Origin of the sequence: Nonlabens sp. Asnod3-H03, from assembly GCF_045063665.1 — a bacterium.
In the GTDB taxonomy this organism is placed as follows: domain Bacteria; phylum Bacteroidota; class Bacteroidia; order Flavobacteriales; family Flavobacteriaceae; genus Nonlabens; species Nonlabens ulvanivorans.
Genome location: NZ_JBEFOD010000008.1, coordinates 1104482 through 1130930 on the forward strand (window position 1 = coordinate 1104482; position 26449 = coordinate 1130930).

General features: G+C 36.0%; 17 protein-coding genes. 12 read left to right on the forward strand and 5 right to left on the reverse strand.

What is annotated here, in order from left to right; all coding sequences use genetic code 11:
* Position 1: 1 nt before the first annotated feature.
* The 12 genes from rplA (at position 2) to ACJJVI_RS08265 (ending at position 22337) form a co-directional block, all read left to right on the forward strand.
* Complete coding sequence (rplA, locus tag ACJJVI_RS08210) at positions 2-700, forward strand: 50S ribosomal protein L1 (RefSeq protein ID WP_036582230.1); 699 nt, start codon at positions 2-4, stop codon at positions 698-700.
* Between the two features lie 12 nt (positions 701-712).
* Complete coding sequence (rplJ, locus tag ACJJVI_RS08215; protein WP_036582227.1) at positions 713-1225, forward strand: 50S ribosomal protein L10; 513 nt, start codon at positions 713-715, stop codon at positions 1223-1225.
* A gap of 52 nt (positions 1226-1277) precedes the next feature.
* Positions 1278-1652 carry a 50S ribosomal protein L7/L12 gene (gene rplL / locus ACJJVI_RS08220; protein ID WP_036582224.1) on the forward strand — a complete coding sequence of 125 codons (375 nt, stop codon included), beginning with the start codon at positions 1278-1280 and terminating at the stop codon, positions 1650-1652.
* Positions 1653-1775: 123 nt separating this feature from the next.
* Complete coding sequence (rpoB, locus tag ACJJVI_RS08225) at positions 1776-5588, forward strand: DNA-directed RNA polymerase subunit beta (protein ID WP_317290804.1); 3813 nt, start codon at positions 1776-1778, stop codon at positions 5586-5588.
* An 87-nt stretch (positions 5589-5675) separates the two neighbouring features.
* Entirely contained in the window at positions 5676-9983 is a 4308-nt protein-coding gene (rpoC, locus tag ACJJVI_RS08230) for a DNA-directed RNA polymerase subunit beta' (protein ID WP_405351391.1), read from the forward strand.
* 1 nt (position 9984) lies between these two features.
* Positions 9985-10290 carry a DUF3467 domain-containing protein gene (locus ACJJVI_RS08235; protein WP_036582216.1) on the forward strand — a complete coding sequence of 102 codons (306 nt, stop codon included), beginning with the start codon at positions 9985-9987 and terminating at the stop codon, positions 10288-10290.
* 484 nt (positions 10291-10774) lie between these two features.
* Complete coding sequence (locus ACJJVI_RS08240) at positions 10775-18025, forward strand: carbohydrate binding domain-containing protein (RefSeq protein ID WP_405351393.1); 7251 nt, start codon at positions 10775-10777, stop codon at positions 18023-18025.
* A gap of 12 nt (positions 18026-18037) precedes the next feature.
* The gene (locus ACJJVI_RS08245) at positions 18038-20017 is read left to right on the forward strand and encodes an OmpA family protein (RefSeq protein ID WP_348021760.1); all 1980 of its coding nucleotides are present in this window, start codon (positions 18038-18040) and stop codon (positions 20015-20017) included.
* Between the two features lie 117 nt (positions 20018-20134).
* Entirely contained in the window at positions 20135-20653 is a 519-nt protein-coding gene (gene idi / locus ACJJVI_RS08250) for an isopentenyl-diphosphate Delta-isomerase (RefSeq protein WP_036581974.1), read from the forward strand.
* Positions 20650-21060 (forward strand): 6-carboxytetrahydropterin synthase, encoded by a 411-nt coding sequence (locus ACJJVI_RS08255; RefSeq protein ID WP_036581971.1) that lies wholly within the window; start codon positions 20650-20652, stop codon positions 21058-21060. The genes idi and ACJJVI_RS08255 overlap by 4 nt, the downstream gene beginning before the upstream one ends.
* Positions 21060-22031, forward strand: a complete 972-nt coding sequence (locus ACJJVI_RS08260) for a type I phosphomannose isomerase catalytic subunit (RefSeq protein WP_042271106.1) — start codon at positions 21060-21062, stop codon at positions 22029-22031. The genes ACJJVI_RS08255 and ACJJVI_RS08260 overlap by 1 nt, the downstream gene beginning before the upstream one ends.
* Before the next feature lie 39 nt (positions 22032-22070).
* Positions 22071-22337, forward strand: coding sequence for a hypothetical protein (locus tag ACJJVI_RS08265; protein WP_036581966.1), 267 nt, complete (start codon positions 22071-22073; stop codon positions 22335-22337).
* Here ACJJVI_RS08265 and ACJJVI_RS08270 read toward each other — a convergent pair.
* From ACJJVI_RS08270 to ACJJVI_RS08290, 5 genes are all read right to left on the reverse strand, one after another.
* On the reverse strand, positions 22332-23045 hold the full coding sequence (locus tag ACJJVI_RS08270; protein ID WP_036581964.1) for a DUF4369 domain-containing protein: 714 nt from the start codon (positions 23043-23045) through the stop codon (positions 22332-22334). The genes ACJJVI_RS08265 and ACJJVI_RS08270 overlap by 6 nt on opposite strands.
* A gap of 82 nt (positions 23046-23127) precedes the next feature.
* Positions 23128-24456 (reverse strand): DUF819 domain-containing protein, encoded by a 1329-nt coding sequence (locus tag ACJJVI_RS08275; RefSeq protein ID WP_042271108.1) that lies wholly within the window; start codon positions 24454-24456, stop codon positions 23128-23130.
* Positions 24457-24546: 90 nt separating this feature from the next.
* A complete protein-coding gene (locus tag ACJJVI_RS08280) occupies positions 24547-25497 on the reverse strand; it encodes a S9 family peptidase (RefSeq protein WP_042271110.1) in 951 nt (316 codons plus the stop codon).
* 2 nt (positions 25498-25499) lie between these two features.
* Positions 25500-26153, reverse strand: a complete 654-nt coding sequence (locus ACJJVI_RS08285) for an SdpI family protein (RefSeq protein WP_042271111.1) — start codon at positions 26151-26153, stop codon at positions 25500-25502.
* A 5-nt stretch (positions 26154-26158) separates the two neighbouring features.
* Positions 26159-26413, reverse strand: coding sequence for an autorepressor SdpR family transcription factor (locus ACJJVI_RS08290; RefSeq protein ID WP_042297054.1), 255 nt, complete (start codon positions 26411-26413; stop codon positions 26159-26161).
* Positions 26414-26449: the final 36 nt, after the last annotated feature.

The following is a 26449-nucleotide window of genomic DNA, read 5'->3' on the forward strand; positions in this document are numbered from 1 at the left end:
AATGGCAAAATTAACTAAAAAGCAAAAAGAAGCTCATTCAAAAATCGACAGTTCTGAGATGTACTCGTTGGCTGATGCTTCTAAATTGGTAAAAGAAGTTTCAACTGTAAAGTTTGATGCTTCTGTAGATCTTGCTGTGAGACTTAATGTTGATCCACGTAAAGCTAATCAGATGGTTAGAGGTGTGGTAACGTTACCTCATGGTACAGGAAAGGATGTTAAAGTACTAGCATTAGTTACTCCGGATAAAGAAGCGGAAGCTACTGCTGCTGGAGCTGACTTTGTAGGTCTTGATGAATATTTAGATAAAATTAAAGGAGGTTGGACAGATGTTGATGTTATTATCACTATGCCTAGCGTTATGGGTAAACTAGGACCTTTGGGTCGTGTTTTAGGACCAAGAGGTCTTATGCCTAATCCTAAAACTGGAACAGTTACTATGGATGTAGCAAAAGCTGTCTCAGATGTTAAAGCTGGTAAAATCGACTTTAAGGTTGATAAGACAGGTATTATACATGCTGCAATTGGTAAGGCGTCGTTTGATGCTGATAAAATTGCTGGTAATGCAAAAGAATTAATTAATACGTTAGTTAAACTGAAACCAACAACGTCAAAAGGTGTATACATCAAAAGTATATTCATGTCTAGTACTATGAGTCCTGGAATTGCTATTGACGCTAAACGTTTTGCAGACGACTAAAAAATCTAGATCATGACAAGAGAAGAAAAAGCAAATGTTATTCAAGATTTGACTGCTACGTTAGGTACTAGTTCAACAATCTATTTAGCAGATATTTCTGGTTTAAATGCTTCGGATACATCTAATTTGAGAAGAGCTTGTTTTAAAGCAAATGTTTCTCTTTCTGTAGTTAAAAACACCTTGCTTTCAAAAGCAATGGAGGCTTCAGATAAAGATTTCGGTGAATTACCGGAATTGTTAAAGGGGAACACTTCAATAATGATTTCTGAGGTAGCTAATGCTCCGGCAAAAGTTATTCAAACGTTTAGAAAGAAATCAGATAAACCTATTCTTAAAGGAGCTTATATTGAGGAAGCTATTTATGTAGGAGATAGATTTGATGAGTTAAGTAATATCAAATCTAAGGAAGAAATGATTGGTGAGGTTATTGGCCTTCTTCAATCACCTGCTAAGAATGTTGTATCTGCACTTAAATCAGGTGGTAGTACAATTGCAGGTTTAATTAAGACACTATCAGAAAGATAGTATTAACGAGTACGCAAACAATTATTTATAAATTTTATTAAACGATAGAAAAATGGCAGATTTAAAAGATTTCGCTGAGCAGTTAGTTAACTTAACTGTTAAAGAAGTAAATGAACTAGCAACCATTCTTAAAGAAGAGTATGGTATTGAGCCTGCAGCTGCTGCTGTAGCTATGGCTGGACCAGCTGGTGGTGGAGACGCTGCAGCTGATGAGCAAACTGAATTTGATGTTATCCTTAAGGCTCCAGGTGGTGCTAAGTTAGCAGTTGTTAAACTTGTAAAAGAACTTACAGGTGCTGGACTTAAAGATGCAAAAGACCTAGTTGATAATGCGCCATCTCCAATTAAGGAAGGTGTATCTAAAGATGAGGCAGAAGCACTTAAAGCTCAGCTTGAAGAAGCTGGTGCTGAGGTTGAGTTGAAGTAATTCTTCTTAACTAAACATTATCGGTTTAAACCTGTGAGCAAGGCTCACAGGTTTAGACCATTTTGCGTATAAAGATGAGACGTCATCGATAACGCTTTTTTTAACCTTTAATACCGTGCATTGATGCTGGCAACAAACACAGAGAGAATTAATTTTTCGACGGTAACAACTAAAGCAGATTATCCTGATCTGCTAGATATCCAAATTAAATCTTTTCAAGATTTCTTTCAATTAGAAACGAAATCCGATAAAAGAGAAGTAGAAGGTCTTTATAACACCTTCATGGAAAACTTTCCAATTACAGATACTCGCAATCAATTTGTATTGGAGTTTCTTGATTACTTCGTAGATCCTCCTAGATACTCCATTCAAGAGTGTATTGAAAGAGGTTTAACTTATAGCGTGCCTTTAAAGTCACGTCTTAAATTATACTGTACTGACCCAGAGCATGAAGACTTTGAAACGATTGTTCAGGACGTTTATCTAGGGACCATTCCTTACATGACTCCTTCTGGAACATTTGTTATTAATGGTGCTGAACGAGTAGTAGTTTCTCAACTACACCGTTCTCCTGGAGTTTTCTTTGGTCAATCTTTCCATGCAAATGGAACTAAACTTTACTCAGCTCGTGTTATTCCTTTCAAAGGTTCATGGATTGAGTTTGCGACTGATATTAATAGCGTTATGTATGCTTATATCGATCGTAAAAAGAAATTACCCGTAACAACCCTTTTCCGTGCAATTGGTTTCGAAAGAGATAAAGATATCCTAGGTATTTTTGATCTTGCAGAAGAAGTTAAGGCTTCAAAGACTGGTTTAAAAAAATATCTTGGCCGTAAATTAGCTGCTCGTGTTTTAAGAACATGGCATGAAGATTTTGTTGATGAAGATACTGGTGAGGTTGTTTCTATTGAGCGTAATGAGATTGTTCTTGATCGTGATACGGTTTTAGATAAGGAGCATATCGATGAGATTATGGAGTCTCAGGCAAAAACTATTTTACTTCATAAGGAAGATAATCAGTCTGCAGATTACGCAATTATTCATAATACTTTACAAAAGGATCCTACAAATTCTGAAAAAGAGGCTGTAGAACATATATATAGACAACTACGTAATGCTGAGCCGCCTGATGAGGAAACAGCTCGTGGTATTATAGATAAATTGTTCTTTTCTGATCAACGTTACAACTTAGGTGAAGTTGGTCGTTATAGAATGAACAAGAAATTAGGTCTTGATATTGCGATGGATAAGCAAGTGCTTACCAAAGAAGATATCATTACCATTATCAAATATCTTATTGAGTTAATTAACTCTAAAGCAGAGATTGATGATATTGATCACTTATCAAATCGTCGTGTTAGAACTGTTGGTGAACAACTTTCACAACAATTTGGTGTTGGGCTAGCGCGTATGGCTAGAACAATTCGTGAGCGCATGAATGTTCGAGATAACGAAGTATTTACTCCTATCGATTTGATTAATGCGAAGACATTATCTTCTGTAATTAATTCTTTCTTTGGGACAAATCAGTTATCTCAATTTATGGATCAAACTAATCCACTTGCTGAAATCACGCACAAGCGTAGGTTGTCTGCACTTGGGCCTGGTGGTCTTTCGAGAGAGAGAGCTGGATTTGAGGTTCGTGATGTTCACTATACTCACTATGGTAGATTATGTCCTATTGAAACTCCTGAAGGTCCAAATATCGGACTGATTTCATCTTTAGCTGTGTTTGCTAAAGTGAATAGTATGGGATTCATTGAGACACCATATCGCTCAGTTAAAGATGGAGTAGTAAACCTTGAAGAGGAGCCTACTTATTTAAGTGCTGAGGAAGAAGAAGGAATGCATATTGCACAAGCGAACTTACCGTTAGATGGTAAGGGTAAAATAGATCAGGATAAGGTAATTGCTCGTATGGAAGGTGACTTCCCAGTAGTAGACCCGACAGAGGTTGTTTATGCTGATGTTGCACCTAACCAAATAGCTTCTATTTCAGCTTCTTTAATTCCTTTCTTAGAACATGATGATGCAAACCGTGCTTTGATGGGATCAAACATGATGCGTCAGGCTGTACCACTTTTAAGAGTGGATGCACCTATAGTAGGTACCGGTTTAGAGAGACAGGTTGCAACGGATTCTCGAGTTCTTATCAATGCAGAAGGAGATGGTGAAGTAACCTATGTTGATGCTCAACACATCAGTATTAAATATGATAGAACAGATCGTGAAAAAGCAATTAGCTTTGAGCCAGAGGAAACAACTTATAATCTTATTAAATTCCGTAAAACGAATCAAGGAACCAGTATAACACTAAAACCTATTGTTAAAAAAGGTGATAGAGTTAATAGAGGTCAGGTTTTATGTCAAGGATATGCTACAGAGGCTGGAGAACTAGCTTTAGGACGCAATATGAAAGTGGCGTTTATGCCTTGGAAGGGTTATAACTTTGAAGATGCAATTGTAATTTCCGAGAAAGTAGTTCGTGAAGATATTTTTACTTCTATACACGTTGACGAGTATTCTTTAGATGTTAGAGATACTAAGTTAGGTAATGAAGAGCTCACGCCAGATATTCCAAATGTTTCTGAAGAAGCAACGGCAGATCTTGATGAGCAAGGTATGATTCGTATCGGTGCAGAGGTTAAACCTGGTGATATTTTGATAGGTAAAATCACTCCTAAAGGAGAATCGGATCCTACACCAGAGGAGAAACTACTACGCGCTATTTTTGGAGATAAAGCAGGTGATGTAAAAGATGCATCACTTAAAGCTTCACCTTCATTACGTGGTGTTGTTATAGACAAGAAGTTATTCTCTAGAGCCGTAAAGGATAAGAGAAAAAGAGCTCAGGATAAAGAAGATATTGCAAAATTAGAGCAGGCTTACCAATCTAAATTTGATAATCTTCAAGAGCGTTTAATTGAAAAATTATTCGAAATTGTAAGTGGTAAAACTTCGCAAGGTGTATTTAACGATTTAGGAGAGGAAGTTCTTCCTAAAGGTAAAAAGTATACACTTAAGATGTTGCATTCAGTTGATGATTATACTCACTTAGTTTCAGGTACTTGGACTACAAGTAAAGATACTAATGAGATGATTGCTGATTTACTTCACAATTATAAAATTAAAGAAAATGATCTTCAAGGATCATTACGTCGTGAGAAGTTTACCATCTCTGTAGGAGATGAACTTCCTGCAGGAATTATCAAGCTTGCTAAAGTGTATATCGCTAAAAAGCGTAAACTAAAAGTAGGAGATAAAATGGCAGGTCGTCACGGTAACAAAGGTATTGTTGCACGTATAGTACGTCAAGAGGATATGCCTTTCCTTGAAGATGGAACACCTGTGGATATCGTATTGAATCCACTTGGGGTACCTTCTCGTATGAATATTGGTCAGATTTATGAAACCGTTTTAGGGTGGGCTGGACAGAAGTTAGGTAAAACTTTTGCTACTCCTATTTTTGATGGAGCAACCTTAGATCAGATTAATGCTTACACTGATGAAGCAGGTATACCACGTTTCGGTCATACATACTTATATGATGGTGGTACTGGAGATAGATTTGATCAACCTGCAACAGTAGGTGTGATTTATATGTTGAAACTAGGACACATGGTAGATGATAAGATGCACGCGCGTTCTATCGGACCATATTCATTGATTACACAGCAACCACTTGGTGGTAAAGCACAGTTTGGAGGTCAACGTTTTGGAGAGATGGAAGTATGGGCACTCGAGGCTTATGGAGCATCTAGTACTCTACGTGAAATCTTGACAGTTAAGTCTGATGACGTTATAGGACGTGCTAAGACTTATGAGGCAATTGTAAAAGGTGAGCCTATGCCAGAACCTGGTCTTCCAGAATCATTTAATGTATTAATGCACGAGTTGAAAGGTCTAGGATTAGATTTAAGACTTGAGGATTAATTTTTTAACGGTGGTTTTTATGATTACGCTTTCGCGAAAGCGTAATCATAACTCTCACCAGCTTTAACTAAAAATAGTACCATAATTATGGCTAGATATAAAGACGCCCCAACCCAGAAGAAATTTTCAAAAATTTCAATCGGTCTCGCATCACCAGAATCTATTCTCGCAGAGTCTAAAGGTGAGGTTTTGAAACCTGAGACGATTAATTACCGTACGCACAAACCTGAGCGTGACGGACTTTTTTGTGAGCGCATTTTCGGTCCTGTAAAGGATTATGAGTGTGCCTGTGGAAAGTATAAGCGCATACGTTATAAAGGAATCGTATGTGATCGATGTGGTGTAGAGGTGACTGAAAAGAAAGTACGTCGTGACCGTATTGGACATATAAACCTTGTTGTGCCTGTGGCGCACATCTGGTATTTCCGTAGTCTTCCTAACAAAATTGGTTATCTTTTAGGGCTTCCTTCAAAGAAGCTTGATATGATTATCTACTACGAACGCTACGTAGTGATTCAACCAGGTATTGCAAAGAATGAAGAAGGCGAACCAGTTCAAAAATTAGAATTTCTTACGGAAGAAGAGTATCTTAATATTTTAGATAGTCTTCCTCAAGAGAATTTATATCTTGAAGATTCTGACCCTAATAAATTTATTGCAAAGATGGGTGCAGAGTGTCTTATCGATCTATTGCAACGTATCGATTTAGAGGGATTATCTTATGATTTACGTCATAAGGCAAATAATGAAACATCTAAGCAACGTAAGACTGAGGCTTTAAAGCGTCTGCAAGTAGTAGAAGCTCTTAAGGAATCTAACGTTCTAAGAGAAAATAAGGCAGAATGGATGATCATGAAAGTGATCCCGGTTATACCGCCAGAATTAAGACCTCTAGTACCACTTGATGGTGGTCGTTTTGCGACATCAGATTTAAATGATTTATACCGTCGTGTAATCATACGTAACAATCGTTTGAAAAGATTGATGGAGATAAAAGCTCCAGAAGTAATCTTACGTAATGAGAAACGTATGTTACAAGAAGCGGTAGATTCACTTCTTGATAATACTAGAAAGTCTAGTGCTGTAAAAACAGATTCAAACAGACCTCTTAAATCTTTATCAGATTCATTAAAAGGTAAGCAAGGACGTTTCCGTCAGAACTTATTAGGTAAACGTGTGGATTATTCTGCTCGTTCTGTAATCGTAGTTGGACCAGAACTTAAATTATATGAGTGTGGTATTCCTAAAGATATGGCTGCAGAGCTTTATAAACCTTTCGTTATACGCAAGCTTATAGAGCGTGGAATCGTTAAGACTGTAAAATCTGCAAAGAAAATTATAGACAAAAAAGAGCCAGTAGTTTGGGATATCTTGGAGAATGTTCTTAAAGGACATCCAGTTATGCTAAACCGTGCTCCTACACTTCACAGGTTAGGGATTCAAGCATTCCAACCAAAGTTGATTGAAGGTAAGGCGATTCAATTACACCCATTAGTGTGTACTGCATTTAACGCCGATTTTGATGGAGATCAAATGGCTGTTCACTTACCGTTAGGTCCTGAGGCTATATTAGAATGTCAGTTATTGATGCTTGCATCTCATAACATATTAAATCCGGCAAATGGTAGCCCTATTGCTGTACCGTCTCAGGATATGGTTTTGGGTCTTTACTACATGACTAAGCTACGTCGTTCAACGTCAGAGCATAAAGTTATAGGTGAAGGATTAACTTTTTATGGTCCTGAAGAATTAGTAATTGCATTTAATGAAAAGCGTGTTGATATTAATGCGCCGGTTAAGTGTAGAATTGACTTACTACAACCAGATGGTTCTTACAAAGCGGAGGTTATAGAGACAACAGCTGGTCGTGTGATATTTAATCAAGCGGTACCGGATGAAGCTGGGTATATCAATGAAGTACTTACTAAAAAAGCATTACGTGATATTATAGGAGACATTCTTAAAGTAACTGATGTACCGAGAACAGCAGCTTTACTTGATGAAATTAAAGACATGGGTTATGGTTTTGCATTCCGTGGTGGATTATCATTCTCTTTAGGTGATATTATGATACCAGATGAGAAGCAAGCTATGATTGATGCAGCTAATACTAAAGTTGATGCAATACGCGGAAACTATGGTATGGGTCTTATAACGCAAAACGAAAGATATAATCAAGTTATTGATGTATGGACAGCTACTAATGCTGAACTTACTGAATTAGCGATGAAGAACATTAGAGAAGATAACCAAGGTTTCAACTCGGTGTTTATGATGCTTGACTCTGGAGCTCGTGGATCTAAAGAACAGATTCGTCAGTTAACAGGTATGCGTGGATTAATGGCGAAGCCTAAAAAATCTAACTCTGGTGGTGGAGAAATTATTGAGAATCCAATTCTTTCTAACTTTAAAGAAGGATTATCGATTCTTGAATACTTTATCTCTACTCACGGTGCACGTAAAGGTCTTGCAGATACGGCTCTTAAAACGGCAGATGCAGGTTACCTAACACGTCGTCTACATGATGTTGCTCAAGACGTAATTGTAAATGTGGAGGATTGTGAGACATTGAGAGGTATTGATGTTTCTGCACTTAAGAAGAATGAAGAGGTAATGGAAAAACTTAGTGCACGTGTGCTAGGTAGAGTTGCTCTTCACGATGTTATCGACCCGGCGACACAAACTGTTATAGTTGAGGCTGGAGAATTAATTACAGAAGAAATTGCAGATATAATTGAAGCTTCAGATTTAGAATCTGTAGAGGTACGTTCACCATTAACTTGTGAGGCTAAGAAAGGTATTTGTGTGAAATGTTATGGTCGTAACCTTGCAACTAATAAATTAGTGATGCGTGGTGAGGCGGTTGGTGTAATAGCTGCACAGTCTATTGGAGAGCCTGGTACTCAGTTGACATTACGTACGTTCCACGTGGGTGGTGTTGCAGGTAACGTTTCTCAAGAAAATACTATCGTTGCTAAGCATGATGGTATATTAGAAATTGAGGATCTTAAACTGGTTAAGAGCGAGGATAATACTGGTAATCCGGTAAATGTTGTGATATCCAGAACTGCAGAAGCTAAAGTGCTTCATCCTGCAACAAAGATGTTGCTTAATTCAAATAACATTCCTTATGGTTCTGAGCTATATGCTACGGCTGGTTCTAAAGTTAAAAAAGGAGATGTTCTTGCTAAATGGGATCCATTTAATGGAGTAATTATTTCCGAGTTTGCTGGTAAAATTAAATTCGAAAATATTATTCAAGGAACAACCTTTCAAGTTGAAACGGATGAGCAAACTGGTTATGAAGAGAAAGTGATTACGGACTCTAGAGATAAGAAGTTAATTCCAACGCTACATATTGTAGATAGTAAAGGAGATACACAGATATCTTATAACTTGCCTGTTGGGTCGCATCTAATGGTGAACGATTCGGAAAAAATTAAGGTAGGTAAGGTTCTTGTTAAAATACCACGTAAGTCTGCAAAGGCTGGTGATATTACAGGAGGTCTTCCACGTGTAACAGAATTATTTGAAGCACGTAACCCTTCTAACCCTGCGGTAGTTAGTGAGATTGATGGAGTTGTTGCCTTCGGTAAGATTAAAAGAGGTAATCGTGAAATCATTGTTACTTCTAAGACTGATGAAGTTAAGAAGTACCTAGTAAAACTTTCTAATCAAATTCTTGTACAAGAAAATGATTACGTAAGAGCTGGTATGCCTTTATCTGATGGTTCAATTACTCCTAAAGATATTCTTGCAATTAAAGGTCCTAGTGCTGTACAACAGTATCTCGTAAATGAGGTGCAGGAAGTTTATCGTTTGCAAGGTGTGAAAATAAATGATAAGCACTTTGAGGTAGTTGTACGTCAAATGATGCGTAAAGTAAGAATAGTAGATCCAGGTGATGGAGTATTCTTAGAGAACCAACTGATTCATACGGAAGATTTTATTGTTGAAAATGATAAACTTTACGGTATGAAAGTAGTAGAAGATGCTGGAGATTCAGATTCACTGAAACTAGGTCAATTAATTTCTTCAAGAGAATTAAGAGATGAAAACTCTTTATTACGTCGTGAGGATAAAGGATTAGTAGTTGCTAGAGACGTTGTTCCTGCTACGGCAGAGCCTGTTTTACAAGGAATTACGAGAGCTTCTCTTCAAACTAAATCATTCATTAGTGCGGCTTCTTTCCAAGAAACGACTAAAGTATTGAATGAAGCAGCTGTTAGTGGTAAGGTTGATTCGTTAGAAGGTCTTAAGGAAAATGTTATTGTGGGTCACAGAATTCCGGCAGGTACTGGAATGCGTAATTACGATGATATAATTGTAGGTTCTAAGGAAGAATTTGAAAAACTAATGGCGTCTAAAGAAGAGCCAACACCTAATTATAATTAAGATGGAGAAACAAGATCATAATAAATTAAATATAGAAATTGATGCAGAAATAGCGGAAGGACAGTATAGTAATCTTGCTATTATAAATCATTCTATGTCTGAGTTTGTTGTAGATTTTGTTAATATAATGCCTGGTAATCCAAAGAGTAAAGTCAAATCGAGAATTGTCTTAACACCGCAACATGCTAAGCGACTTGCAAAAGCTCTTGCCGAGAATGTTCGAAAATTTGAAAAAGCTAATGGTGATATCAAGGATTATGAACAACCTCCGATTCCGTTAAATTTTGGTCCTACGGGACAAGCGTAAATAAAAGCCTGATGTTTTCATCAGGCTTTCTTATTTAATCTGTATTATCAATAAGTATTATTGATGATAACTGAATAAGAGGGTTTGTCAAAACTCTTTTAATGCGTTATTGAAAAAATTGATATAACGTTACATTGTCGCGGTGTTAAAGTTGTTTAAAAGGCTTTAAATTGATTTTTATTATTCTTGTTTTATCACCACCGCTAATAGCTTTAACTAATGTTAATTCTATCTATTTTTAGTTGTTATCAAAACGATTTAAAATGAACGTGCTATTTAACGATGAAATATTGTTAATAAACGAATACTTTTTTTAATTCATATATATAATCACTCTAGCTGTGTCAATAGATTTATTTTTGCAGCCTGTACACGCTGGATTCTCCCAAGAAACAGTGTCGTACCTTATGAATTTAACAAGGTATTTCAATATATGGACATTTTTACCTCCCCAAAAAATTCCAAAAATTTGTTTTTCAAATTTTTGTTTTTTACATTTTCACTTCTTTTATTTTCTAGTAATTTATTGTATGCTGATGGAACCAAACAGGTAACGCCATCTGCTACAGGTGTTGAGCCTACTAATGGTACGGCTCTTTATATCACTAATAATATTAGAGGTTCTTATTTCAATGCGCCGAATTCTAATAGGATAAGGTTTACGATTGTTGATAATGCAAATGAAAACTTTTATTTTGGTTTAAATTCACTGCAACGATTAGAGGCGTTAAATAATCCGGCAATAGGTCGATTTACATACTATAGGATTTTTGATGAATCTAACACTTTAGTCCAGCAAGGTAGATTTAATGATGGGTCTGCTAATAATATTAATCCTACGCCTGGTGATTCAGGATATATTGCTACCTACCTTGAAGCCTTCAATGGTCCTAACGGAGTTGGTGGTGTTACAAATGGTTACAATCCATTTATATTTGATCCATCGACTGATGGTGATTTCTATATCGAGATTTATGTAAGTGACGATGGTGGTGTTACACCTTTTGTTTTTCCAAGTGGAAATGAGTTGAATTTTTTCATGCCTTATTTTGATTTTACGGTTGGAACTATTGCTGGTCCGATTTTAGGAAGGGTTTGGTCTGATAAATGGAGTTTTATCGCTTATTTGTTTGATGATGCTGATGGGAACGCTGGTACTGCTGATGTTCCAACACCAAGCTTGGATGCCTCGGTAGAAGGTGAATTTTTTGCTTTTACTGATGATGGGGTGATTGTAAAGGTTGATTTCGCTACTGATTTTAGGCCTTTGGCTTATGAGTTGTCTATGAATAGATTTGGTGTGGTTGAAGATGATGCTGATCCAGCTAACGACTTTCTTACCTCTAGAATGTCTACTAATAGACCTTCAAGTACCTCGCCTGGATTAAATAATGGTTATAAGGTATTTATTACTTCGCCTGATCAAAATGTTTTTGTTCCTACTCCTGTTGCTGCTCCAGTGGTGACGGGTAATATATTAGGATGTCCAGGAGCATATTATATACCTTATAAATTAGATGCTGCTGGTGATATAGCAATTCTTTTAGATTTAAATGGTGTTGCTGGATATCAACCAAATACTGCAGATGTAGTTGTTGAGTCGTTTGAAGAGCAGCCTGGTGATAAAGTTTTGTTCTGGGATGGTGTAGATGGGAATGGAGTTGTTGTTTCTGAGAATACGAATGTCAGTGTGACTGTAACTACTTTTAGAGGTCGTACTAATTTACCAATGTATGATGCAGAGTTTAATGTTGATGGATTGTCAATTGAGGCTATTGCGCCTGCTTTTTCAACTCAGAGTTTATATTGGGATGATTCAGGTCTTGTAGCTTTTGGATCATGTATTGATGAAAGTGATAATAGTGGGAATAATATTACTGTAGGTTCTTATCAGAGAGTGGATTTGTTAGATCCTTTATTGGGTCCTACTCATGGTTGGAACGGTTCTAATCCTGATCAAAATGTTCCTGCTGCTCCTGGTGCTTTAGGGACTGATACAGCTTTGCTTTGTGATGATTATGGTAATGATCGTGTAATAAATACTTGGTTTTATGGGTATGTTCAAGAATCTAATCCTGTTTCTTTAAGATTGCCTTCTTGTGATAAGGATGGTGATGGAATTGATGATAGTGTCGATATCGATGATGATAATGACGGTATTGCAGATGTTGACGAACTTTTTGGTGTATCCGGTGGAGATCCTTTAGGTGATGATGATGGTGATGGTTTATTTAACTATTTTGACCCTACCACTGGACCTGGTGATGATGGGCCAGCTAACCCTAACTTTGTAGATGCTAATGATGATGGTGTTAGTGATCAGTATGATGTTGATGGAGATGGTGTAATTGATCAATTCGATTTAGATTCTGATGGTGATGGGATACCTGATAATAATGAGGCTCAAGGGACTCAGGATTTTACTGCTCAAGGCGGTTTGACAGATTCTGATAATGATGGGTTGGTGAATACATATGATAATGGTACGACAGGATTGGTTCCTGTTGATACTGATTCGGATGGTGTTCCTGATTATAAAGATACAGATAGTGATGGCGATGGTGTTACTGATACTGTCGAAGCAGGAGTTAGCTTGTCTAATTCTGATAGTGATAATGATGGTCTTGATGATGCTGTTGATAGTACTTCTGATGATTATTTAGATCCGGATGGGACTATAAATAATACTTCTGGTTTACCAGATGCTGACGGTGATGTTAATGGAGGTGGAGATGTTGATTTTAGGGATACAGAGTCTTCAACTGATTCTGATGGAGATGGAATATTTGATGAAGCAGATCTTGATGATGATAATGATGGTATTCTAGATTCTGTAGAGTGTTTTGAGACTCCAGTAACTGTTGGTCCGATTAACTCTGGGAATGCTTCTTTTGATTTTACAGGTAACGGAGGTTCGAATAATGCAGACCTTAATTTTGTTACAATTAATGGTGTTCAATACTCGCAATTTCTTGTTCCTGATGCTTATGCAGAAAGTTTTGCTTCTAATAGTGATCAAGTAGTTTTTGAAAATTTTAATGGAATTAGTGGTTCTGGTACTGGGGCTTCTGGTAATAATATTTCTAATCCTAATTGGAACAATATAATATTAAATGCCTTCCGTAGTAATAATTTTAATCACTTTCAAGAATTGACAGGTTCTGTATTGAACTCTGATTTTTATACACTTACTTATGATGTGCCAATACCAGTTTCTGGTGAGTCTTTTATTTTGGTCTCTGAAAGAAATTTAAATAATGGATTTAATTTAGAAGCATTTGATGCAAATGGAGTACTGATTGGTAGCTTAGATGTTCTAACTAGTGATTATATTGGAACGGGCATAAATACCTCAATAGGTCAAGAAATTGGAATTGCATTGTATCCGCTTTCACAATTTGCAACTGCTGGTTCAGTGATTAAATCTATAACTGTTTCTCCGTCTATTAATGGTGATGGTGGTGATGGTAAAGTCTTTATTGTTACAGAGGTATTCACTTGTAAGGATAGTGATGGTGATGGAGTAATTGATAGTTTGGATTTGGATTCTGACAATGATGGAATTTACGATGCAGTAGAAGCTGGTCATGATCAGGTTAATGCAAATGGCCAATTGACGGGTCCAGTTGGTGTGGATGGTGTTCCTGATAGTGTTCAAAACACTGGTGACGAGGATAGTGGTTTAGTGAATTATACATTAGCAAATTCTGATAGCTTAGATAATCCTGACTATTTAGATACAGATTCTGATAATGATGGATGTTCAGATGCTAATGAAGCTTATAATGATCAAAATGCTGATGGTGGAGATGCTGGTCAATACGGTGCAGATCCTGCGACCGTAAATCCTGCAAATGGTTTGGTGGTTGCTTCCTCTTATGCTGCTACTACTCCAGTAGATATCGACGGTAACGGTACCTTAGATTTTAGAGAAGATGGTCCTGATGTTAATAATGATGGGATTGCTGATGCCTGTATGCCTCCAATTGATACAGATGGTGATGGTGTTTTTGATAATTTAGATATCGATGATGATAATGATGGTATCTTAGATACTGTTGAGTCACAAGGTCTTGGTGATCCTTCGGTAGACTCTGATGGTGATGGTATACTTAACTATCAAGATTCTGATTTCTGTAGCTTAAATGCTGATGGAGTCTGTTCGGTTCTTGATTCAGATAATGATGGCATACCTAATCATTTAGATTTAGACTCAGACGGCGATGGTATTCCAGATAATAATGAAGCACAATCTACAGGGGATTATACGGCACCTTTGGATTCAAATGGAGATGGTGTTCCTGATGTCACAGTCAATGGTCTTCCGGTCACATACGATTACGGTGAAGAGCAAGGTATTTTGCCGGTAAATACGGATAATGTAGATAATTCTGACTATTTAGATCTTAATTCAGATAATCAAGGGACTGATGATACTACTGAGGCTGCTCTTGCACTTGCAAATAATGACGCAGACGGTGATGGTCTTGATGATAGTATAGATACAACTACAGGTTACGGTGATCCTAACGGGACAATTAATTTAACCTCACAATTGCCAGATACAGATAATGATTTAACTGAAGGTGGTAACGTAGATTTTAGAGATAGAACGGCTCCAGATGATGCAGATGGAGATGGTATAAAAGATAAGGAAGACCGTGATGATGATAATGACGGTATAGATGATGTAACTGAAGGCTATGGCTTCTTTCCGGATTTTGAAAATGGTGGTGCTAATTGTACGGGACAATCCTATGACTTTACTGGAGGAACTTTGATTTCTGGTACAGCAGGTTCTGTTGGAGCTCAGTATAGATTTAATACTGCTACGGTTGGTGTTGATGCTATTATTGAAATAACGCAACGTAGTGCAGGAGTTACACTTAATAATATAGATACTAATGCAACTGATAATTTGGCATGGCAACCTGTATTGAATTATGCAAATGGTTCTACTGGAGATTTAACAATGTCTTTCCAAGTAAGATTTGTAAATGCAGGAACTACTACAGCGGCTGTTGTAAATAGAGTTGGTGGATTCATTCAAGATGTTGATAGTAACGGTAACGGTACGGTACGTGAATTCTATCGCTTACAAAATCTAGTAGGATACAGTATAGGTAATCCTACAAGGGTAGTTGCTCAAGAATTAGCAGCCGGCGTAATTCAATTAAGAGCTGATGGTTCTGGTAGTGCGCCTATCGAGCCTATTGATATAGATAATAGGTATAGAGTTTTCTTCCAAAAAAGAGAAGTATCTCAATTTAATTTTACTATTGGGGTAACTAAAAATACAACGGCAGCTTCTCAACGTTTTTACAGCGTTCGATTTGATGAATGTCGTATAAATTTATATAATGATCCGTCACATTCTTTCGTAGATGCTCCAGATACTGATGGAGACCTAATACCTGATTATCTAGATTCTGACTCAGATGGTGATGGTTGTAATGATACTTTAGAGGCTGGTTATATTGATGCTTTCGCGAATGCAGATAGAGACGGCATTTTAGGTAATTCAGCACCAGAGACCGTAGATGGTAATGGTTTAGTTACCTCAGGAGAAGGTTCTGATGGTTATACTGAACCTAACGATATTGATAATAATGGTATATATGATTTCCTTGAAATAGGATATTCAATGGCCTGTGATGATAATGATAATGATGGAATAGTTGATTCTATTGATATCGACGATGATAATGATGGTATCTTAGATACGGTAGAGAATGGTGGCGTAGATCCATTTGGTGATACTGATAATGATGGAATTTTAAATTATCAAGACGTAACTCCTGCTAATGATGCAAATGGAGATGGTGTTGTTGATAGTTTTGATACTGATAATGATGGTATTATTAATCAATACGATCAAGATGCTGACAACGATGGTATTCCAGACAATGTTGAAGGGCAAACAACTTCAGGTTATATAGTTCCTAGTGGTGTGGATAGTGACTTAAATGGATTAGATGACGTATATGAGTCAACGCCTGGTAGTGGTGATGGAGTGACTCCGGTTAATACGGATGCGTTAGATTCTCCAGATTATCTTGATGATGATTCAGATAATGATAATGTACCCGATTCTACTGAAGGCTTTGATTTCACTAATGATGGTGTTCCTGATACTCTTCCTAGTGGAAATGATGTAGATAATGACGGTCTAGATGATGCTTTTGATAATGACTTGACAGGTTATGGCGATCCTAATGGTATGCCTACTATATCTGATCCAGGATCAGAACTTAATAATACGGATGGTACAGATGAACCAGATTATAGAGATCAGGATGATGATAATGATGGTCTTCCAACAGTAGGTATTGGTGAGGATGCTAATAACGATGGTGACCCTACCAATGATGATGATGATTTAGATGGGATTCCAAATTATCTTGATTTTCAAGATACGGATGGTGATGGTGTACCTGATAGTGTAGATATTGATGATGATAATGACGGTATCATTGATACAGAGGAAGGATGTGGGAATTTATTGATAAATGGTAATTTTGAAGATCAAGATTTCTCTAGTCTTGCAGAGTTTCCTAACGCCACAAATACAGATGCCTCAGGTACTTTTATTGGCACGAATCTTAATACGAACACATTACGTGGTTGGACGTATACTCAAAATTTAGACGGTTGGGTTGGTGATGAATCACCAGTTTGGTCTTCAAATAATTTTGCTAGTGCTTATAATGGAAGCCAATATGTAGATGTTTTAGGGAATAATAATTTGTCAGGTGGTGTTAATAATGTTTTGTCTCAAACCATTAATACTGAGCCAGGAACAACTTATACCTTGTCATTTTTCTGGGGTGAGGATGTTGGTCACGCAACTGGTCAAATTGTAACTTTAGATGTTGATCTTTTAGATTCTTCAAGTAATTCTATTTTAAGTCAAAATTTATCAGCTATTGCTCAAGGGGAAGTTGATGGTGTTATTGGATCAAAAGCTTGGTTTTATTTCAGTCAGACGTTTACAGCTACAACAAGTCAAACAACTTTACAATTTGAAGCAACTCCTCCTTCCGGAAGAACAGCCGACGGAGCTAATATTGATTTTGTTAGTATAACTAAAAATAGTTGTACGGATTCGGACAATGATGGTGTTCCTGATAGCTTGGACTTAGATAGTGATGATGATGGTATTCCTGACAATGTTGAGGGACAAACAACATCTGGGTATGTGGTTCCTAGTGGTGTAGATAGTGACATGAATGGATTGGATGATGTCTATGAGACGACTCCAGGAAGTGGAGAAGGAATCACGCCAGAGAACACAGATGGAACAGATGATCCAGATTACTTAGATGATGATAGTGATAATGATGGCGTAATAGACGCTATAGAAGGTTTTGATTTAGACAATGACGGAGTAGCAGAAACAATGCCAAGCGGTAATGATGTTGATAATGACGGATTGGATGATATTTTTGATGCTGATACAACTGGTTACAGTGATCCAAGTGGAGCTACGGTAACGAATGATCCAGCCAATGAGCTGAACAATACGGATGGTACCGACGAGCCAGACTATAGAGATACTGATGATGATAATGATTTAATACCAACAGCAGATGATCAAATGATGATAGGATTTGCATATGATCGAGAAACTACAGAGCTAGGAAATGCTTTATACAATGATGGAAGTTATGAGCTATTTGTAAGGTTTGAACTTTTCAATAGTTACGATAGAATAATAACGCCTCGATTCTTTTAAAATATACAGATTATGACTAAAAAACTATTTATACTATTTGTCTTACTGTCAGGAGTGACTTTTGGACAAAAGGAAAAGGTGAAAGAATCTAATCAAGATTATAAAGACCTTGCTTATATCGATGCTCAAAAAATGTATTTAAGCATTGTTAAAAATGGATACGAAAACAAAGAGGTTTTTGAGAAATTAGGAGATACTTATTATTACAATAATGATTACACAAATGCTAATATTTGGTACGCCAAAGTATTTCAGTATGATGCGGAATCAATTGATCGTAATTATTATTTCAAATATATCCAGACTTTAAAAGCGATCCGAGACTATGATAAAGCTGATAAGATTTTGGACCTTTATGCAGATGTAAAAGGGGAAGATCAATACCTCGATAATTATCTTAATCAGCCTAATTATTTAGAAATGATTAAAAGACAATCTGGTAGATATGAGATAAAAAATCTTGAGATGAATAGTGAGATTCAAGATTTTGGAACATCTTATTTACCAAATTCAAATACTATCGTTTATGCAAGTTCTCAGGATACCGCATCTTTAGTTAAGAGACGTCACAAATGGAATGAAAGAGTGTTTTTAAATCTTTATAAAGCCAATGCAGATTCGACAACATTAGAATTAAACGATGAAGTAAAATTAAACAAGGCACTTAATACTAAATTTCACGAGAGTAATGCTGTTTTTACAAGTGATGGTAATACTATGTTCTTCACTAGAAATAATTATGTAAAGCGTAGTTATAAAACTAGCTCTGATGAAATCAATAAACTTAAAATTTTAAAAGCGACAAGAGTGAGCTCCTCTGCTCCATGGGAGAATATTACAGAGCTACCTTTTAACAGCGATGAATTTTCAACAGCCCATCCAGCTTTAAGTAAGGATGGGAAAAGATTATTTTTTGCTAGTGATCGCCCAGGTAGTATGACCGACGGTAATAATAGATTGACATCAGATATTTGGTATGTTACCATCGATGAAAATGGTGAATTCAGTGAGCCTGTTAATGTGAAGTCAGTGAATACAATTGGTAATGATTTATTTCCTTTTATAAGTGATAATGGCGATTTTTATTATTCATCAACAGGTCATCAAGGTTTAGGTGGTTTAGATGTTTATGTTGTGCAAACTAATGATAAAGGAATGCCTGTTAAAGAAGTAATCAACATAGGTAAGCCAGTCAATAGCTCATATGATGATTTTGCTTTTATTATTAAAGATAGTTTAAAGACTGGATATTTTAGTTCTAACAGGAAATCTGGTAAAGGGCTAGATGATATTTACAGTTTCAAACAAACTAAAGATTTGAAATGTGTTGTAGATATTAATGGGATAGTTACTAATCAAGAAAACGGTGAATTAATGCCGTTTGCAACAGTAACTCTATTTGATAAAGACAACAAGAAAATAAAATCTATAGTAGTTGGTGAGGACGCAGCTTACAGCTTTGTGCTAGAGTGTGGGCAGAATTATTCAATAAGAGCGCAAAAAGAAGATTTCTCTATTGCTGAAGAGTTTGTTCAAACACCTAAGGTTTCTACTACATTAGAGCAACCACTTGCTGTAGCAAAAGCAGTAGAAGATAAGGTTGTTGATATTAAGGTAGGTGATGATTTAAATGATATACTAGATCTTAATATGATCTATTTTGATTTTGACAAACACAATATTAGGTATGATGCAGAGATTGAATTACAAAAAGTCCTTGCATTCATGAATGCGTACCCTAACTCGATTATTGACATAAGATCACACACAGATAGTCGTGCAACTGACGGTTATAATATTAAATTAAGTGATCGTAGAGCAAAAAGTACGAGAGCTTACCTAATTATGAAGGGTATTAAGGCAAATCGCTTAACGGCTAGAGGCTATGGAGAGTATCAATTAGTGAATGAATGTTCTAATGGTGTGGATTGTACTGAAGAACAACATCAACTTAACAGACGTTCAGAATTTATAATTATGAAATTGAAATAATAAATTTCTGTTCAACAAAAAAACCGTCAGACGATCTCTGACGGTTTTTTTTTGTTAACATGGTGACTAGGAAAAGATATAACGTCATTTCGTAAATTTGAAACTATAATTAAAATAATGGATAATAAAGAGTACGTTATATTAGTAAATCCTGAGGATGAAAAAGTAGGCCTTATGGAAAAAATTGAGGCCCATGAAAAAGCACTTTTACATAGAGCGTTTTCAGTTTTCATTATTAATGACAAGGATGAAATATTACTTCAGCAAAGAGCGCTAAGTAAATATCATTCACCTGGCTTATGGACTAATACATGTTGCAGCCACCAACGTGATGGAGAAAGTAATATTGAGGCTGGCAAGAGAAGACTTGTAGAAGAAATGGGTATGACAGCAAATCTAAAAGAACTTTTTCATTTTATCTATATAGCTCCATTTGACAATGGTCTTACTGAACACGAGCTAGATCATGTTATGGTAGGATACTCAAATGAAAATCCTAATATTAATCCGGATGAAGTAGCAAGTTATAAATGGATGACGGCAAACGATATTAAAGAAGACATGATAGCGCAACCAGATCTTTATACAGCATGGTTTAAGATCATTTTTGATAAATATTATAATCATATCTCATGAGAATAACGGCATATCGTAAAGCGCACTTTAATGCAGCGCACAGACTACATAGACCTGACTGGAGTGATCAAAAAAATGCGGCTATATTTGGTAAGTGTAATAATCCTAATTTTCATGGTCATAATTATGATCTTGAAGTAGGTGTTACTGGAGAAGTTGATCCAGAAACAGGATATCTTATAGATTTAAAAATTTTAAAAGATGTCATTAAATCTGAGGTTGAAGATGCATTTGATCATAAGAATTTAAATATTGAAGTCCCAGATTTCAAAACATTAAATCCCACGGCAGAAAATATTGCTTATGTGATTTATAATAAAATAAAAGCAAAACTCGACTCAAAGTACGATATAGAAATAAAACTCTATGAAACAGAACGCAACTTTGTAGTCTATAAAGGAGAATAATGAAATTATACCCGTTAAGTTTCAAGCCTATTTTTAAAGAAAAAATTTGGGGTGGAGAAGAACTCAATGCCATTAAAAATATAGAGCCACCCATATCTCAATTAGGTGAGAGTTGGGAAATTTCAGTTGTTGAAAATGATGTTAGTGTCGTTAATACTGGAGCCTACAGCGGTCTTGATCTTAATGAGTTGATTGAAAAATTTCCATTAGAATTGCTGGGTAAAAAAGTTATTGAACTACACGGCAAACAGTTTCCACTACTTATCAAATATATCAACGCAGCACAGGATTTATCGATTCAAGTACATCCAGATGATTCTGTAGCTATGAAGAAACACAACAGTTTTGGTAAAACTGAAATGTGGTATATCATGGATGCACAGCCAGATTCACGATTGATTCTAGGATTTAAGGAAGAGAGTAATAAAGACGCTTTCGCGAAAGCGATTTCTGAAAATACCGTAATGAATCTATTTAATCAAATCAAGGTGAAGGAAGGCGATTCTTTTTTTATTAAACCTGGTTTGATACATGCTATAGGTGCAGGTATTACACTGGCCGAAATTCAACAGTCTAGCGATATTACCTATAGAGTTTATGATTTTGATAGAAGAGATCACTTAGGAAATGCAAGGGAATTACACATTGAAGATTCTATTGAAGTAAGTGATTATCAAGAATCTCATAACCATGTGATTGATTATAATCCCATACAATCGGGAAAACAGAATCTAGCCACCAATCAATATTTTACTACAGATTATCTTTTCTTCAAAGGATGCAAACGTATTGCGGTAAATACTCACCAAAGCTTTATGGTGTTAATGAATGTAGGTGAGTCTTGCGATGTTTTTTGTAATGGTGTAAACCATAAACTAGAGCCTGCACAAACTATTTTAATACCAGCTGCAGTTCCTTATATATTAGTGAAATCGAGTAATGAGGCAAAATTGTTGAGCGTTCATCTATAGCGTTTAATTTTGGTGTATTTTTGCATAAAATAATTTACCATGGCAAGTATTAGAGACCTTAAACAAGATATCAACTTTGTAATAGGAGATATTATAGACGCAGCATTAATTCAACAAGATGCTAACCCAGATGCAGATGTAGCAGCAACTGAAGCAATTGTAGACGACAGTATCGTTGTCTTTGATGAATTAATCGCAAAAGTGAACGACAAAAGTGTTGAAAACCGTAAAGCTCACTTAAAAAGTGTACGCACAGATCTTGAAACTAAAGGTGGAGAACTTATTGAGCGTATCAATAAGTTATAATTCCTCTTTTCTTTCTTTAATAAATTCAGACAGTTGTTTTCCATAACGACTGCTCTGAATTTTTTTTGGCATCATGTTATAAGCACTATCTAGATATACTGGATTTGCTTCATAGCCTTCTTTTAATAGTATAAACGGTGCTATTTCATAATCTTTATTAAGCATTGCAAAATTTAAGGCATAACCTACTTTTCTTTTCAGATGCTTATTGATATCACTGGACAATGCATTGATAGAGTCTTGATCTCTTACCTCTGCTTGACTCAAATTCATACTGCGCTTAAATAAATCTGTATAACGTTCTGATAGCTGCTTGTTCACCTCATTAAACTCATTATATAATTTTTGGTTTTTTGAACCAGAAACGACTGCGTTAGTTTCAAATTTATCGAGTGTTGTATTGATTGTAATGATCGTATCCTCTGCAAAAAATGTTAGTCTGTCATCATAAATGGTACCGTCTTTTTTATCTAGATATAAGTACATTAATTGTGGTTCATCTATAGTCGCGCTCATTTGAAAAGGCGCTTCTCCATCTACAATAACAGAATCTACGTTTACTAAAGTAGTATCCTGCAATTGTTGTAGGTATAACTTACCTATCTTAAGTCCATCTACGGTTCCATTAACAATCAGATTACCGTTCTTATCATTACCGCAAGAAGTTAAAATTAATAAAGTAATTATGGCTATAAATGTGTTTTTCATGAGCTTTTTATTGGGCTGCAAATATGATGTATAAGTTTGACTTATACCATATAGTCATTTGAAATTGTTATTCTAAAAATCTTTAAGATGTCGCTACAATTTGCATTAGAATCGTACAGGTAAGAGCACCTATAGTACCTACAACATAACCAAATACTGCTAGTAATACACCGACACTAGTCAGTGAAGGATGAAATTCGGCCGCGACGATAGGAGCACTGGCTGCACCACCTACATTTGCCTGTGATCCTACCGCAAGGAAAAAATAGGGAGCTTTAATCAGCTTAGCCATAAGGATTAATAATCCAGCATGGATAGCCATCCATACTATACCTACTAAAATTAATAATGGGTTTTCTACAATTTGTGTCAAGTCCATTTTCATTCCTATCGTTGCTACTAGCACATAAATAAAAATACTTCCTATACTACTAGCACCAGTGCCTTCATAACTCTTTGCTGGTGTAAAGGATAATATGATACCTATTAATGTAGCAATAGATATCATCCAGAAAAATTGACTGGTTAAAAAGCTTAAATAAATATTATCAGAAATTCCATCGATGTTACTTGTTAAATCAGATAGATAATTTGCTCCAAAATGAGCTATGGCGACAGCTCCAAAACCGATTCCTAACATTACCATTGTATCCGTAAAAGTAGCTTCTCGTTTTACACTTGCTGTATAATCGGATACTCGTTTTTTAAGATCTTCTATCGCACGACTGTCCGCACCAAACCATCGATCTATTTTTGCAGCTTTCCCTATACCAAAAAGAAGAATTCCCATCCATAAGTTAGCCACCACTATATCAACCAGAACCATACCGCCATATTTTGCTTGATTAAACTCATAAACTTCAAGCATGGCTGTCTGATTTGCACCACCACCTATCCAACTACCAGCAAGAGTAGAAAGTCCACGCCATACCGCGTCAAAACCTTCGCCACCGACTGTTTCTGGAGAAAAGGAACCTATAATTAAAATAGCGATTGGTCCACCTATAACAATTCCTACCGTTCCTGTAAGAAACATAACAAGTGCCTTAGGTCCTAGATTAAATACGGCCTTTAAGTCTATAGATAAGGTCATCAACACTAGTGCTGCTGGTAATAAGTAACGCGACGCCATGTAATATAAAGATGAGCTATTCTCGGTAACCGTACCATCCTCAGCTATAGTAGTCCATTCTGGAGCAATAATTCCCAGCGAGCTTAAGATAGATGGTAATAAATAGCACATTAGTAAAGCCGGTACAATTTTATAAAATCCAGTCCAAAAGCCTTTTTTTAAAGAAGAAGAATAAAATACCAATGCGAGACATATCATCAATAAACCAAAAACGATGGTGTCCTTAGTGATGAAAGGAGTTGTGTCGATGGCCTTTTCTACTATCTCTTGAAAAATCATAAAGTCGTATTTTGAATGATTGCAAAATACGACTTTATATATATTGTGTGGTTGAAATCACGCTTTCGCGGAAGCGTAATTATTAAGAAATTATTCTTTTATAAAGGCGACCATTTTTTCTATTAAAACAGGATGAATAGGGAAATTTACATCGGTATAACTTTTGGCAGCTTCTATATCATCGCTACCTACTTTTTTAAGTACATGGTTCAATCCTTCTATGATTTCTAATTGACTAGAAGGTGCTGCAGCATGTAGTATTTTTGCCTGTTCTATAGATACTTGAAAATCGCGATCTCCATTAATAATCAAAACAGGTGTTTTTAATTTTGCGATTTCTATTGCTGGATCATACGCCATCCAGGACTCCATAAAAGGTTGCATTTGCGGACCTTGTAATTGCATCAAATAAGGATTTACATCTTCTACAATTTCTTCTTGAGCACGCATTTTATCAAAAGTAGTTCTCGCTATGGTGTCCAGTCCGGGACTTTGTGCTGCTATTTGAGAGACAATGACGTTATCAATAACTTCTCCAGCACCAGCTAGTGATATAAATCCGTCAATATTTTTATTAACGGCTAGCATGCCTACTAATGAACCTTGACTATGACCGGCGATGTAAATTTTTGAAAAGCGTTTGTCTTTCTCAAAATATGCAACGACATCACGTGCATCAGTGATAAAATCGTCAAAGCTAGTATTAGGATCTACTTTTTTCTTTTTCATTTGTGTTACTACTCGCTTGTCATATCGATAGGTAGCAATACCTTCTTTTTTCAAGGCTAGTGCAAGTTGTTTATGACTATCGTTTTTAGTCATTACACTATTACCATCTCTATCATTAGGACCACTACCAGTTAACATAATCACTAGAGGTGGATTAGACTCTCCATCAGGGAACCATAGTGTTCCTTGAACATTTTCTGTAATGTTTAATTCTGTAGGATCTTTTTCTACTTCTTTATTGCCTTTATCAAATAGGTTTTGTGAAAAACCTAGTAGAGGAAGTAGCGCGAATAAAATGATTATTTTTTTCATGATTACTGTAGTTTTTTATAAAGTGTGTAACTATAAATAAAGGTCCATGCTACTATGGCAAATGCTGTGCCAATGGTTGCATAGAAAGCGATTTGCATATCAAATAGCAATGACGTGATCAGTATTATAATGCCAGATGTAATAAATAAAATAGCACCTACACGATGTGTCTTGCGCCATACATTCTCATTTTCAAGTGTCCATGGTGTTCTTATGCCTACAAAATAGTTAGGTTTCATAGCTGGCATGTAATTCCCTAAAACTATAAATAATAGTCCGATGAGCATAAAAATCCACGTAGGTGAACTGGTATCACCATCCTTATAAGTGGTAGACATATATATAATACCTACCGCAAGTGCTGTCTGAAATAAAGTAATAGCAACTCTTAAATGTCCAAATTTGTTACCCATTTTTTTAATTTGACCTTTTGGATCTAGTTTAGGTACATATTTAAGTATGACGTACATCAATCCAGTAAGTAAGATAGGGATTAACCATAGTTCTCTTTTGTTACCCATATGGTCCACTTCACCTTGTGCATTCCAATGCATAGGTAAGGAGTCTGGTAAATCGCTATAAACCAGTCCTAGATAGATAAAGGGAATCAATGTAAGGATGATAATAACTGTTTCTTGTAAAGATGAATTTCTCATTTTTTTTAGTCTTTAAGTTTCATAATCCATTGAACTAACTCATCCATAACTGTAGTGTTAATAGAGTAGGTGATGTACTGCCCATTTTTTATAGCCGTTACTAAACCAGCTTGCTTTAATAAATCGAGATGATGCGATATACTGGGTTTAGAAATATCAAAATGATTTGCTATTTCTCCAGCGTTGAGGTCGTTTTCTTTGAGAAGCTCAAGAATCGCTCTTCTGGTATGATCATTTAAGGCTTTAAAAAGGCTATTCACTTAATTAGGTATTTAGACAAATTTCTAAATAAGTAT

Bases quoted from the DNA above. Each gene is read 5' to 3' on its own strand.
- ACJJVI_RS08245 (WP_348021760.1), top strand. From the start codon at position 18,038: ATGACTAAAAAACTATTTATACTATTTGTCTTACTGTCAGGAGTGACT.
- rplL (WP_036582224.1), top strand. From the start codon at position 1,278: ATGGCAGATTTAAAAGATTTCGCTGAGCAGTTAGTTAACTTAACTGTT.
- ACJJVI_RS08280 (WP_042271110.1), bottom strand. From the start codon at position 25,497: ATGAAAAAAATAATCATTTTATTCGCGCTACTTCCTCTACTAGGTTTT.
- ACJJVI_RS08235 (WP_036582216.1), top strand. From the start codon at position 9,985: ATGGAGAAACAAGATCATAATAAATTAAATATAGAAATTGATGCAGAA.
- ACJJVI_RS08265 (WP_036581966.1), top strand. From the start codon at position 22,071: ATGGCAAGTATTAGAGACCTTAAACAAGATATCAACTTTGTAATAGGA.
- ACJJVI_RS08285 (WP_042271111.1), bottom strand. From the start codon at position 26,153: ATGAGAAATTCATCTTTACAAGAAACAGTTATTATCATCCTTACATTG.
- rpoC (WP_405351391.1), top strand. From the start codon at position 5,676: ATGGCTAGATATAAAGACGCCCCAACCCAGAAGAAATTTTCAAAAATT.
- ACJJVI_RS08275 (WP_042271108.1), bottom strand. From the start codon at position 24,456: ATGATTTTTCAAGAGATAGTAGAAAAGGCCATCGACACAACTCCTTTC.
- rplJ (WP_036582227.1), top strand. From the start codon at position 713: ATGACAAGAGAAGAAAAAGCAAATGTTATTCAAGATTTGACTGCTACG.
- rplA (WP_036582230.1), top strand. From the start codon at position 2: ATGGCAAAATTAACTAAAAAGCAAAAAGAAGCTCATTCAAAAATCGAC.
- idi (WP_036581974.1), top strand. From the start codon at position 20,135: ATGGATAATAAAGAGTACGTTATATTAGTAAATCCTGAGGATGAAAAA.
- ACJJVI_RS08270 (WP_036581964.1), bottom strand. From the start codon at position 23,045: ATGAAAAACACATTTATAGCCATAATTACTTTATTAATTTTAACTTCT.
- ACJJVI_RS08260 (WP_042271106.1), top strand. From the start codon at position 21,060: ATGAAATTATACCCGTTAAGTTTCAAGCCTATTTTTAAAGAAAAAATT.
- rpoB (WP_317290804.1), top strand. From the start codon at position 1,776: ATGCTGGCAACAAACACAGAGAGAATTAATTTTTCGACGGTAACAACT.
- ACJJVI_RS08255 (WP_036581971.1), top strand. From the start codon at position 20,650: ATGAGAATAACGGCATATCGTAAAGCGCACTTTAATGCAGCGCACAGA.